Consider the following 12,634-nt stretch of genomic DNA (forward strand, 5'->3'; position numbering starts at 1 on the left):
ATACGACAATGGCACCTTTATCTGGTTGGTGGCGATACCTGGCTCCACTGGTGGTCATCGCCATTATTGCTGTTTTGCCCGTCCCCACCGGTCTTGAGAGCCACACCTGGCTCTATTTTGCGGTCTTTACCGGCGTCATTGTGGGACTCATTCTGGAACCTGTGCCGGGCGCGGTCGTGGCGATGATCGGGATTTCGATCATTGCCGTTTTGTCGCCGTGGCTGCTGTTCAGCCCCGATCAGCTCGCGCAGGAAGGCTTCAAATTTACCGCCAAAGCCCTCTCGTGGGCGGTGTCTGGTTTTTCTAACTCGGTTATCTGGCTGATTTTCGCCGCCTTTATGTTTGGCACCGGCTATGAAAAAACTGGTCTCGGTCGGCGAATTGCGCTGATGCTGGTAAAAAAGATGGGCCATCGCACGCTGTTTCTTGGCTATGCGGTGATGTTTTCCGAGCTAATCCTCGCCCCGGTCACGCCGTCTAACTCCGCGCGCGGCGCCGGGATCATCTACCCGATTATCCGCAACCTGCCGCCGCTCTATAACTCGCAGCCTAACGACGCCAGCTCCCGCTCCATTGGCTCGTATATTATGTGGATGGGCATCACCGCCGACTGCGTTACCAGCGCCATTTTCCTGACGGCGATGGCGCCTAACCTGTTGCTGATTGGCCTGATGAAAAGCGCATCCCATACGGCGCTAAGCTGGGGCGACTGGTTCTCAGGAATGCTGCCGCTAAGCATTCTGCTGGTCTTGCTGGTTCCGTGGCTGGCCTACGTGCTGTATCCGCCGGTGCTGAAATCGGGCGACCAGGTGCCGCGCTGGGCGGAAGCTGAGCTAAAGGAGATGGGCCCGCTCTGCTCGCGCGAGAAAAAGATGCTGGTGCTGATGGTCGGCGCGCTGGTGCTGTGGATCTTCGGCGGCGATTACATTGATGCCGCAATGGTCGGTTACAGCGTGGTGGCATTGATGCTGGTATTACGCATCATCTCCTGGGATGACATCGTCAGCAATAAAGCGGCATGGAATGTTTTCTTCTGGCTGGCTTCGCTGATTACGCTCGCCACCGGACTGAACAATACCGGCTTTATCACCTGGTTTGGCAAACTGCTGGCAAACGGGCTAAGCGGCTATTCGCCGATGATGGTGATGGTCGCGCTCATCGTGGTGTTTTATCTGTTACGCTACTTTTTTGCCAGCGCCACCGCTTATACCTCCGCGCTGGCGCCGATGATGATTGCCGCTGCGCTGGCGATGCCGGACATCCCCTTACCGGTGTTTTGCCTGATGGTCGGCGCCGCCATTGGTCTGGGCAGCATTCTCACCCCCTATGCGACCGGCCCAAGCCCCATCTACTACGGTAGCGGTTATCTGCCGACGGTGGATTACTGGCGGTTGGGCGCTATTTTTGGCCTGATCTTCCTGGTTCTGCTGGTAATAACCGGCCTTGTCTGGATGCCTCTCGTTTTGCTGTAAACCTCGTTGGGGCGGCATGACGTCGCCTCTTTTTTCCATAAGCTTCTCGTATGACCGTTTTCCCGATGCGCTGAGGCATACTTTTTTGTATGCACCTCCCCTCACGCTGATAAGGGAAACGCTCTGGACACCGTTGCGCACAAGACTCTCACACGGGGCTGGCAGGCCGAACTGGATCTGCGGTTTACCCGCGCCGCGCATAAAACAGTGCTCACTTCGGCGCGACACGTCGGCCCGCTGACGGTACAGCGTCCGTTTTACCCGGAAGACGACGTTTGCCACCTCTATTTGCTTCATCCGCCGGGCGGTATTGTCGGGGGCGATGAACTCACGATTTCCGCCACGCTTGCAACAGACAGCCATGCGTTAATCACCCAGCCTGGCGCAGGGAAGTTTTACCGCAGTCGCGGCCCTCAGGCGCAGCTGCGGCAGGATTTTTATCTCGCCCCGCAGGCCACGCTGGAGTGGCTGCCGCAGGATACGATCCTTTTTCCCGGCGCGAACGCTAACATCCAGTCGGTCTTTCATCTGGCGCAAGAGAGCCGACTGCTGGCCTGGGATCTGCTCTGTCTGGGGCGACCGGTGATGCAGGAGACCTTCAGCCACGGCACGCTGCGCAACCGCCTGGAAGTATGGCGGGACGGTACGCCGCTATTAATAGAAAGGCTGCACCTTGAGGGAGGAAACCTGCACACCGTCGCCAGACATCCCTGGAGCGGTACGCTGCTCTGTTATCCCGCCACGGAAAAGATGCTGGACGGCGTACGCGAGCAAATTGCCCCCCTCGGCGACTACGCTGGCGCGACGCTGATTGATTCACTGCTGGCCCTGCGCTTCCTCGGGCATGACAACCTGCTTATCCAGCGCGTTATGCGCGCCGTCTGGCAATCCTTACGACCACAACTGACCCAAAAACCGCCACTCCTGCCCCGTATCTGGCAGACATAAGAGAATCACTATGGAACTGACTCCCAGAGAAAAAGACAAGCTGTTGCTCTTTACCGCCGCGCTGGTGGCGGAGCGTCGTCTGGCGCGCGGACTAAAGCTGAACTACCCGGAATCGGTGGCGCTGATCAGCGCTTTCATTATGGAAGGCGCCCGCGACGGCAAAAGCGTGGCGTCACTGATGGAAGACGGTCGCCATGTGTTGACCCGCGATCAGGTGATGGAGGGCGTGCCGGAAATGATCCCGGATATTCAGGTTGAAGCCACCTTTCCAGACGGCTCGAAACTGGTCACCGTTCATAACCCGATCGTATAAAGGAGGAACCATGATTCCAGGCGAATACAGGATCTCCACGGGAAACATCGCGATCAATACAGGCAGAGAAACCTGCACGATCGTGGTTGAGAATCATGGCGATCGCCCGGTTCAGGTCGGATCGCACTATCACTTTTACGAGGTCAACCCCGCATTACGCTTTGACAGGCAAGCCGCACGCGGTTTTCGCCTGAACATCCCCGCAGGCACGGCGGTACGTTTTGAGCCGGGGCAAAAACGCGAGGTCGAACTGGTGCGCGTCGCCGGGGCACAGCGTATTTTTGGTTTTCGCGGCGAGGTAATGGGCTCTCTGGAGGCAGACAATGACTGAGATTTCCCGGCAGGCTTATGCCGACATGTTTGGCCCGACGACCGGCGACCGGGTGCGTCTGGCGGATACCGAACTGTGGATCGAAGTCGAAAACGATCTCACGACCTACGGCGAAGAGGTGAAATTCGGCGGCGGTAAAGTGATCCGCGACGGTATGGGCCAGGGGCAAATGCGTGCTCGCGCGTGTGTGGATCTGGTGATCACCAACGCGCTGATCGTCGATCACTGGGGGATCGTCAAGGCGGACATCGGCATCAAAGACGGCAGGATCTTCGCCATCGGCAAAGCCGGTAACCCGGATATTCAGCCCAACGTGACGATCCCGATTGGCGTCGGCACGGAGGCGATCGCCGGTGAAGGAAAGATCGTTACCGCTGGCGGCGTGGACACGCATATTCACTGGATCTGCCCGCAGCAGGCGGAAGAGGCGCTGGTCTCTGGCGTGACGACCATGATTGGCGGCGGCACCGGCCCGGCGGCGGGCACCAATGCCACCACCTGTACGCCTGGCCCGTGGTACATCGCCCGCATGTTGCAAGCGGCGGACAGCCTGCCGGTGAATATCGGTTTTCTCGGCAAAGGGAATGGCTCAAACCCGGACGCGCTGCGTGAGCAGATTGCCGCCGGCGCGATCGGCCTGAAGATCCACGAGGACTGGGGCGCGACGCCTGCGGCGATCGACTGTGCGCTGACCGTGGCTGAAGAGATGGATATTCAGGTCGCGCTGCACAGCGACACGTTAAACGAGTCCGGTTTCGTCGAGGACACGCTGGCGGCAATTGGCGATCGCACGATCCATACCTTTCACACCGAAGGGGCGGGCGGCGGTCACGCCCCGGATATTATCACCGCCTGCGCGCATCCCCATATCCTCCCCTCCTCCACCAACCCGACGCTGCCTTATACCGTCAACACCATTGACGAGCATCTCGATATGCTGATGGTCTGCCACCATCTCGACCCGGATATCGCCGAAGATGTGGCGTTTGCCGAGTCGCGTATTCGTCGGGAAACCATCGCCGCCGAAGATGTGCTGCACGATCTCGGCGCCTTTTCCCTGACCTCGTCGGATTCCCAGGCGATGGGACGGGTGGGCGAAGTCATTCTGCGAACCTGGCAGGTGGCGCACCGGATGAAAGTACAACGCGGCCCGTTAGCGGAGGAGACGGGCGATAACGACAACCAGCGCGTAAAACGCTACATCGCCAAGTACACGATAAACCCGGCGCTAACCCACGGCATCGCCCATGAGGTCGGTTCTGTTGAGGCGGGAAAGCTGGCGGATCTGGTGCTCTGGTCTCCGGCCTTTTTTGGCGTAAAACCCGCAACACTCATTAAAGGCGGGATGATCGTCTGCGCGCCGATGGGTGATATCAACGCCTCGATTCCCACACCGCAACCGGTGCATTACCGGCCGATGTTTGGCGCGCTTGGCGCGGCGCGTCATCACTGTCGCCTGACCTTTCTTTCTCAGGCTGCGGTTGAAAACGGCATTGCGCAGCAGCTCAACTTACGCAGCGCCACCGCCGTCGTGAAAGGCTGCCGGACGGTAAAAAAAGCCGACATGATCCACAACAGCCTGCAACCCAACATCACCGTTGACGCCCAGACTTACGAGGTGCGCATTGACGGTGAGCCGATCACCAGCGAACCGGCAGACGTGTTGCCGATGGCCCAGCGTTATTTTTTATTTTGAGGAGACGACATGCTGTATCTGACGCAACGTATTGAAACGCTCGCCGCCGTCACGGCAACGCTGACGCTCCCCATTGATGTCCGCGTCAAAAGCCGGGCGAAGGTAGTGCTGGGCGACGGACGCGAAGCCGGTTTACTGCTGCCGCGCGGTTTGCTGTTACGCGGCGGCGATCGCCTGAGCACGGAGGATGGCGCAGAGGTGGTGGAGATCATCGCCGCAAACGAAGCCGTTTCGGTCGTGCGCTGCGCCGATCCGTTCCTGCTCGCCAAAGCCTGCTACCACCTGGGCAACCGCCACGTTCCGCTGCAAATTCTGCCTGACGAGCTGCGCTATCACCACGATCACGTACTCGACGACATGCTGCGCCAGTTCAGCTTAGAGGTGACTTTCGCGCATCTGCCCTTTGAACCGGAGGCGGGGGCATATGCCAGCGAATCTCACGGCCATCACCACGGCCACGCCCACTGATGACTGACGCCAGACAACGGCTACGCCTGATGCAGCTCGCCAGCAGCAGTTTACCGGTGGGATCGTTTACCTGGTCTCAGGGGCTGGAGTGGGCGGTGGAGATCGGCTGGGTGAAAAACGCGGAAGACTTTGCGCACTGGCAAACGCAACAGCTGGAGCAGAACTTTTTTACCGTCGACCTGCCGATTTTCGCCCGGTTGTACCACGCCTGTGAACGGAATGACGTTACCGCCGCTCGCCGCTGGAGCGCATATCTGCTGGCCTGTCGGGAAACCAGGGAACTGCGCGAAGAAGAGCGCAGCCGGGGGGCGGCGTTTACACGCCTGGTGGTGGACTGGGTGCCGGACTGCCCGCAGACGTGGCGTCCACTTTTTGCCGACAGCCAGCTCTGCGGTATGGCGTGGCTGGGCGTGCGCTGGCGCATCCCGCTGACGGATCTGGCGTTAAGCCTCGGCTACAGCTGGTTAGAAAGCGCGGTGATGGCGGGGGTGAAACTGGTGCCCTTCGGACAACAGGCGGCGCAGCAGCTCATTCTTTCGCTTTGCGACCATTACGCGCAGGGTATGGCGCAGGCGCTGGCTCGCCCGGATGCGGATCTGGGCTCATCCACGCCGCTGGCCGCCATCGCTTCTGCCCGTCACGAAACACAATATTGCCGATTATTTCGCTCCTGAGGAGACACGATGAACGACTATAAACATCCCCTGCGCGTCGGCGTGGGCGGTCCGGTGGGTTCCGGTAAAACCGCCCTGCTGGAAGCGTTATGCAAAGCGATGCGCGATACGTATCAACTGGCGGTGGTGACTAACGATATTTATACCAAAGAGGATCAGCGCATTCTTACCGAAGCGGGCGCGCTGGCGCCGGAAAGGATTGTCGGCGTGGAAACCGGCGGTTGTCCGCATACCGCCATTCGCGAAGACGCCTCAATGAACCTGGCGGCGGTGGAAGCATTAAGCGAGACATTCGGCAACCTGGATCTGATCTTTGTCGAGAGCGGCGGCGATAACCTGAGCGCCACCTTCAGCCCGGAACTGGCCGATCTGACGATCTATGTGATCGACGTGGCCGAAGGCGAGAAGATCCCGCGTAAAGGCGGACCGGGGATCACCAAATCCGATTTTCTGGTGATCAACAAAACGGATCTGGCGCCGTATGTGGGCGCGTCGCTGGAGGTGATGGCGCGCGATACAATGCGTATGCGCGGGGATCGGCCGTGGGCGTTTACCAACCTGAAAGCCGGTGACGGCCTGGCGACGATTATTGCGTTTCTGGAAGATAAAGGGATGTTGCGGGCGTAGCGTTTTTTATCGCCGGGTGGCGGCTTCGCCTGACCCGGCCTACGGTATTGTAAACCCGGTAAGCGAAGCCGCCACCCGGCAAAAAAATCACGCCGCAGGCAGCTCCGCCAGCGGCCAGCGAGGACGCACGCTCACGCCTAAATCCGCCGTTGCGCCGGCTTTGAAGCGCACCATACCGGCGTAGGCGATCATCGCGCCGTTATCGGTGCAAAACTCTGGCCGCGCGTAGAACACTTCGCCACGCCGTTTTTGCATCATTTCCGCCAGCTTCGCACGCAGCGTGCGGTTGGCGCTCACCCCGCCCGCCATCACCAGACGCTTAAAGCCGGTCTGATCCAGCGCTCGCTTACACTTGATCATCAGCGTATCCACCACTGCATCTTCAAACGCACGGGCAATATCGGCGCGGGTCTGTTCATCATCACCGTTGCTGCGGATCGTGTTTGCGGCGAACGTTTTCAGCCCGGAGAAGCTGAAATCCAGCCCAGGACGGTCGGTCATCGGACGCGGAAAGACAAAACGCCCTGCGGTGCCCTGCGCCGCCATTTTCGACAGCATCGGGCCGCCAGGGTAATCCAGTCCCAGCAGTTTGGCGGTTTTATCAAACGCTTCACCGGCCGCATCGTCAATGGATTCGCCTAACAGCGCATACTGACCAATCCCGGTCACGCTGATAAGTTGGGTATGACCGCCGGAGACCAGCAGCGCCACGAACGGAAATTCCGGCGGATTGTCTTCCAGCATCGGCGCCAGCAGGTGCCCTTCCATATGGTGTACCGGAATCGCCGGAACATTCCAGGCAAACGCCAGCGAACGGCCAACGGTCGCGCCGACCAGCAGCGCCCCCACCAGACCCGGCCCTGCGGTATAGGCCACGGCATCAATCTCTTTCGCCGTCAGACCCGACTCTTTCAACGCCGCCTGGATCAGCGGCACGGTCTTGCGTACGTGGTCGCGCGAGGCCAGTTCAGGCACTACGCCGCCGTAGTCAGCGTGCAATTTCACCTGACTATACAATTGGTTGGCTAACAGACCTTTTTCGTCGTCGTAAATAGCGATGCCGGTTTCATCGCAGGATGTCTCAATACCCAGTACACGCATGACTTGTTTTACCTCACTCTGATACCGCGCAGTGTAGGGCCAATGCGGGTTGATGTAAAACTTTGTTCGCCCCTGGCGACAGCCTCGTGTATACTCCTCACCCTTATAAAAGTCCCTTTCAAAAAAGGCGTCGGTGCTTTACAAAGCAGCAGCAATTGCAGTAAAATTCCGCACCATTTTGAAATAAGCTGGCGCTGATGCCAGCGGCAAACCGATTTAATCAAAGGTGAGAGGCACATGCCGGTAATTAAAGTACGTGAAAACGAGCCGTTCGACGTAGCTCTGCGTCGCTTCAAGCGTTCCTGTGAAAAAGCAGGTGTTCTGGCGGAAGTTCGTCGTCGTGAGTTCTATGAAAAACCGACTACCGAACGTAAGCGCGCTAAAGCTTCAGCAGTGAAACGTCACGCGAAGAAACTGGCTCGCGAAAACGCACGCCGCACTCGTCTGTACTAATGCGTTGAGGGCGTAAGCTCTCGATTCAGACCGAGTTGTAGTTGTAAGGCCGTGCTTCCGAAAGGAATGCGCGGCTTATTTTCGTTTATGCATTGGCATATATACAAAATCATTCAGGATGCGGCAAAGCGGCGCCTGAAGGATGAAGTGTATAAAAGGGGCATATGGCTGGACGAATCCCACGCGTATTTATCAATGACCTGCTGGCACGCACCGACATCATCGATCTGATCGATGCGCGGGTGAAGCTGAAAAAGCAGGGCAAGAATTTTCACGCGTGCTGTCCGTTCCATAACGAAAAAACCCCCTCTTTCACCGTGAACGGTGAAAAACAGTTTTACCACTGCTTTGGCTGCGGCGCACACGGCAACGCGATCGATTTCCTCATGAACTACGACAAGCTCGATTTCGTGGAAACCGTCGAAGAACTGGCTGCAATGCACAACCTGGAAATTCCCTACGAAGCAGGGACAGGTCTTAGCCAGATAGAGCGCCATCAACGGCAAAACCTCTATCAGTTAATGGACGGGCTGAATGCGTTTTATCAACAGTCGCTCGCCCATCCCACAGCAGAGCCTGCGCGCCAATATCTGCAAAAACGCGGCCTTAGCGCTGAAATCGTTCAACGCTTCGCGATTGGTTTCGCTCCGCCAGGCTGGGATAACGCATTAAAACGTTTCGGTAATAATAGCGACAACAGAGCGCTGTTACTGGATGCCGGAATGCTGGTCAACAATGACCAGGGCAGAACCTACGATCGTTTCCGTAATCGGGTGATGTTCCCGATTCGCGATAAACGAGGACGGGTGATTGGTTTTGGTGGTCGCGTACTCGGTAACGATACGCCGAAATACCTGAACTCCCCGGAAACCGATATTTTCCATAAAGGTCGACAGCTGTATGGCCTTTATGAAGCTCAGCAACATAACGCTGAACCGCAGCGACTGCTTGTTGTTGAAGGCTATATGGACGTTGTCGCGCTGGCGCAGTACGACATTAACTACGCCGTGGCATCGTTGGGGACATCGACAACAGCCGACCATATCCACATGTTATTCCGGGCGACTAACAATGTGATTTGCTGTTATGACGGCGATCGGGCCGGGCGCGATGCGGCATGGCGAGCGCTTGAAACGGCAATGCCCTATATCACCGACGGACGGCAGTTGCGCTTTATGTTCCTGCCTGATGGCGAAGACCCGGATACGCTGGTGCGTAAAGAGGGCAAAGAAGCATTCGAAGCACGGATGGAGCAGGCTCTGCCGCTCTCTCTGTTTCTCTTCAATAGCCTCTTGCCGCAGGTTGATTTGAGTACGCCGGATGGAAGTACGCAGCTTGCCGCGCTGGCGCTGCCGCTGATTAACCAGGTTCCCGGAGATACGCACAGGATCCAGCTACGACAGATGCTGGGGCTGAAATTAGGCATCTTTGACGATAGCCAGCTTGACCGCTTAATGCCAAAACAGGCAGAAAGTGGCACGGTACGCCCAGCTCCGCAGCTAAAACGCACGACCATGCGTATACTTATAGGGTTACTGGTACAAAACCCGGATTTAGCGCCGTTAGTACCACCGCTAGGCGGTCTGGATCAAAAAAAGCTGCCCGGGCTTGGCTTATTTGAAGAACTGGTCAACACTTGTTTGTCTCAACCAGGTCTGACCACCGGCCAACTTTTAGAACATTATCGCGGCACAAATAGTGCTGCGACCCTTGAAAAATTGTCGATGTGGGACGATATAGCTGATAAGGACATTGCTGAAAAAACCTTCACCGACTCACTCAACCATATGTTTGATTCGATGCTTAAGCTGCGCCAGGAAGAGTTGATTGCTCGCGATCGCACACACGGTTTAAGCAACGAAGAACGCCGGGAACTCTGGACGCTGAACCAGGAACTGGCCAAAAAATGAATTGATAGACAAAACCATTCAAGTTGTATTAAGGCAGCAAGAGAACGCAGCTAACGCAGAGACAACTTGAAGGATGACGTATTTAACGGCTTAAGTGCCGAATAGCGATCGGGAAGCCCCCGACAGCCGCACTGAGAGGCAGCGGCAAAAATATAAGTACGCCCTCGCTTTAAAGGTTGGCAGATACACCGCCGACACCAATCAAACGAAATAAGTGTGGATACCGTCTTATGGAGCAAAACCCGCAGTCACAGCTGAAGCTTCTTGTCACCCGTGGTAAGGAGCAAGGCTATCTGACCTATGCCGAGGTCAATGACCATCTGCCGGAAGATATCGTCGATTCAGATCAAATCGAAGACATCATCCAAATGATCAACGACATGGGTATTCAGGTGATGGAAGAAGCACCGGATGCCGATGATCTGCTGCTTGCTGAAAACACCAACAACACCGACGAAGACGCGGAAGAAGCTGCTGCTCAAGTTTTATCCAGTGTTGAATCTGAAATCGGTCGTACCACTGACCCGGTACGCATGTACATGCGTGAGATGGGTACGGTTGAACTGTTAACCCGTGAAGGCGAAATCGACATCGCTAAACGTATCGAAGACGGGATCAACCAGGTTCAATGCTCCGTTGCCGAATACCCGGAAGCGATTACTTATCTGCTTGAACAGTACGATCGCGTTGAAGCCGAAGAAGCTCGCCTGTCAGATCTGATCACCGGCTTTGTTGACCCGAACGCTGAAGAAGATATGGCGCCTACCGCCACGCACGTCGGTTCTGAACTCTCTCAGGAAGAGATGGACGACGACGATGATGAAGACGAAGAAGAAGACGACGACAGCAGCGATGACGACAACAGCATCGACCCGGAACTGGCGCGCGAAAAATTCGCAGAGCTGCGTACGCAGTACGAAGTCACCCGTGACACCATCAAAGCGAAAGGTCGCAGCCACGCCGATGCGCAGACCGAAATTCTGAAGCTGTCTGAAGTGTTTAAGCAGTTCCGCCTGGTGCCGAAGCAGTTCGACTACCTGGTGAACAGCATGCGCGTCATGATGGATCGCGTTCGCACGCAAGAACGCCTGATCATGAAGCTCTGCGTTGAGCAGTGCAAAATGCCGAAGAAAAACTTCATCACCCTGTTCACCGGCAACGAAACCAGCGAAACCTGGTTCAATGCCGCCATTGCGATGAACAAGCCGTGGTCCGAAAAGCTGCACGATGTCACTGAAGACGTTCAGCGCAGCCTGCAAAAACTGCAACAGATTGAAGAAGAAACCGGCCTGACCATCGAGCAGGTAAAAGACATCAACCGTCGCATGTCCATCGGCGAAGCGAAAGCCCGCCGTGCGAAGAAAGAGATGGTTGAAGCGAACTTGCGTCTGGTTATCTCTATCGCCAAAAAATACACCAACCGTGGTCTGCAATTCCTGGATCTGATTCAGGAAGGCAACATCGGTCTGATGAAAGCGGTAGACAAGTTCGAATACCGTCGTGGTTACAAATTCTCCACCTATGCCACCTGGTGGATTCGTCAGGCGATCACCCGCTCTATCGCGGATCAGGCGCGCACCATCCGTATTCCGGTGCATATGATTGAGACCATCAACAAACTCAACCGTATCTCCCGCCAGATGCTGCAAGAAATGGGTCGCGAGCCGACGCCAGAAGAGCTGGCCGAGCGCATGCTGATGCCGGAAGACAAGATCCGTAAAGTGCTGAAGATCGCCAAAGAGCCTATCTCCATGGAAACGCCGATCGGCGACGATGAAGATTCGCATCTGGGAGATTTCATCGAGGATACCACCCTCGAGCTGCCGCTGGACTCTGCCACCACCGAGAGCCTGCGTGCCGCAACGCACGACGTGCTGGCTGGCCTGACGGCGCGTGAAGCAAAAGTGCTGCGTATGCGTTTCGGTATCGATATGAACACCGACCATACGCTGGAAGAAGTGGGTAAACAGTTTGACGTTACCCGCGAACGTATCCGTCAGATCGAAGCGAAGGCGTTGCGTAAACTGCGTCACCCGAGCCGTTCTGAAGTGCTGCGTAGCTTCCTGGACGATTAATCTCGCCGCATAAGCATCAACGCCACCGCAAGGTGGCGTTTTTTTTACCGCTTACAGTCCATCAACCACCAGCGATTCATCAAGTTCCCGATACGCCTCCACCAGCTTTTCCGTCCTGATGCGATTTAAGCCGCTGGGATTCGGCAACACCCAGATCTGCGTATCGCCAATGGTCATCGTCTGTTTTCCCCACTGCGCGCCGCGCTGGCTAAATCCCTGCTCAAACGCCTGCTTGCCCAGAATCGCCAACGCCGCAGGTTGATAGTGCTCAATCTTCTCAATGAGCTTATGGCCGCCGCTACGCATCTCCTGAAGCTTAACTTCGTTCGCCTGCACGGTAGGCCTGTCGACAAATTTGGTAACGCCACAGCGGAAATCCAGCAGATGCTGCGCCTCTTCCGGTTTCAGTTGACGCCCGGTAAATCCGGCAAGGTGGATTACCTTCCAGAAACGGTTGGCAGGATGCGCGAACGGGAACCCTGTCCCCGCAGAAGAGAGGCCGGGATTGATGCCGCAAAATACCACTCTCAGCTCCCGCGCCAGTATGTCCTTAACCATATTAACTC

Annotated in this window: 13 protein-coding genes; 11 read left to right on the forward strand and 2 right to left on the reverse strand. The window is 56.6% G+C overall.

The features are described 5' to 3' along the window. Nucleotides 1–8 precede the first annotated feature (8 nt). The 8 genes from OGX75_RS12950 to ureG all read left to right on the forward strand — a co-directional run bounded on the left by OGX75_RS12950 (nucleotide 9) and on the right by ureG (nucleotide 6,529). Nucleotides 9–1,472: an anion permease gene (locus OGX75_RS12950; RefSeq protein WP_058668123.1), complete on the forward strand. Its 1,464-nt coding sequence runs from the start codon at nucleotides 9–11 to the stop codon at nucleotides 1,470–1,472. Nucleotides 1,473–1,595: 123 nt separating this feature from the next. Then, complete coding sequence (locus OGX75_RS12955; protein WP_200029912.1) at nucleotides 1,596–2,420, forward strand: urease accessory protein UreD; 825 nt, start codon at nucleotides 1,596–1,598, stop codon at nucleotides 2,418–2,420. A 10-nt stretch (nucleotides 2,421–2,430) separates the two neighbouring features. After that, the gene (locus OGX75_RS12960; protein ID WP_042289336.1) at nucleotides 2,431–2,733 is read left to right on the forward strand and encodes an urease subunit gamma; all 303 of its coding nucleotides are present in this window, start codon (nucleotides 2,431–2,433) and stop codon (nucleotides 2,731–2,733) included. A 10-nt stretch (nucleotides 2,734–2,743) separates the two neighbouring features. Beyond that, complete coding sequence (locus OGX75_RS12965; RefSeq protein WP_012135195.1) at nucleotides 2,744–3,064, forward strand: urease subunit beta; 321 nt, start codon at nucleotides 2,744–2,746, stop codon at nucleotides 3,062–3,064. Further along, nucleotides 3,057–4,760, forward strand: coding sequence for an urease subunit alpha (gene ureC, locus OGX75_RS12970; RefSeq protein WP_047461135.1), 1,704 nt, complete (start codon nucleotides 3,057–3,059; stop codon nucleotides 4,758–4,760). The genes OGX75_RS12965 and ureC overlap by 8 nt, the downstream gene beginning before the upstream one ends. Before the next feature lie 9 nt (nucleotides 4,761–4,769). After that, nucleotides 4,770–5,228: an urease accessory protein UreE gene (ureE, locus tag OGX75_RS12975; RefSeq protein ID WP_200024199.1), complete on the forward strand. Its 459-nt coding sequence runs from the start codon at nucleotides 4,770–4,772 to the stop codon at nucleotides 5,226–5,228. Further along, entirely contained in the window at nucleotides 5,228–5,902 is a 675-nt protein-coding gene (locus OGX75_RS12980; RefSeq protein WP_047461132.1) for an urease accessory protein UreF, read from the forward strand. The genes ureE and OGX75_RS12980 overlap by 1 nt, the downstream gene beginning before the upstream one ends. Nucleotides 5,903–5,911: 9 nt before the next feature. Further along, on the forward strand, nucleotides 5,912–6,529 hold the full coding sequence (ureG, locus tag OGX75_RS12985) for an urease accessory protein UreG (RefSeq protein ID WP_200053356.1): 618 nt from the start codon (nucleotides 5,912–5,914) through the stop codon (nucleotides 6,527–6,529). An 87-nt stretch (nucleotides 6,530–6,616) separates the two neighbouring features. Here ureG and tsaD read toward each other — a convergent pair whose 3' ends face one another. Further along, a complete protein-coding gene (gene tsaD, locus OGX75_RS12990) occupies nucleotides 6,617–7,630 on the reverse strand; it encodes a tRNA (adenosine(37)-N6)-threonylcarbamoyltransferase complex transferase subunit TsaD (RefSeq protein WP_047461129.1) in 1,014 nt (337 codons plus the stop codon). Between the two features lie 237 nt (nucleotides 7,631–7,867). On the opposite strand from tsaD, the gene rpsU reads away from it, so the two are divergent. The 3 genes from rpsU to rpoD all read left to right on the forward strand — a co-directional run bounded on the left by rpsU (nucleotide 7,868) and on the right by rpoD (nucleotide 12,068). Next, entirely contained in the window at nucleotides 7,868–8,083 is a 216-nt protein-coding gene (gene rpsU, locus OGX75_RS12995; RefSeq protein WP_001144069.1) for a 30S ribosomal protein S21, read from the forward strand. A gap of 164 nt (nucleotides 8,084–8,247) precedes the next feature. Next, nucleotides 8,248–9,993 carry a DNA primase gene (gene dnaG, locus OGX75_RS13000; RefSeq protein WP_012135203.1) on the forward strand — a complete coding sequence of 582 codons (1,746 nt, stop codon included), beginning with the start codon at nucleotides 8,248–8,250 and terminating at the stop codon, nucleotides 9,991–9,993. Nucleotides 9,994–10,193: 200 nt separating this feature from the next. Beyond that, nucleotides 10,194–12,068: an RNA polymerase sigma factor RpoD gene (gene rpoD / locus OGX75_RS13005; RefSeq protein WP_256372597.1), complete on the forward strand. Its 1,875-nt coding sequence runs from the start codon at nucleotides 10,194–10,196 to the stop codon at nucleotides 12,066–12,068. 51 nt (nucleotides 12,069–12,119) lie between these two features. Here the strand turns inward: rpoD and mug are convergent, their stop codons facing one another. Further along, complete coding sequence (gene mug / locus OGX75_RS13010) at nucleotides 12,120–12,626, reverse strand: G/U mismatch-specific DNA glycosylase (protein ID WP_012135205.1); 507 nt, start codon at nucleotides 12,624–12,626, stop codon at nucleotides 12,120–12,122. Between the last annotated feature and the right edge of the window lie 8 nt (nucleotides 12,627–12,634).

Origin of the sequence: Citrobacter sp. CK199 (assembly GCF_030333285.1) — a bacterium.
GTDB classification, from domain to species: Bacteria; Pseudomonadota; Gammaproteobacteria; order Enterobacterales; family Enterobacteriaceae; genus Citrobacter_B; species Citrobacter_B koseri.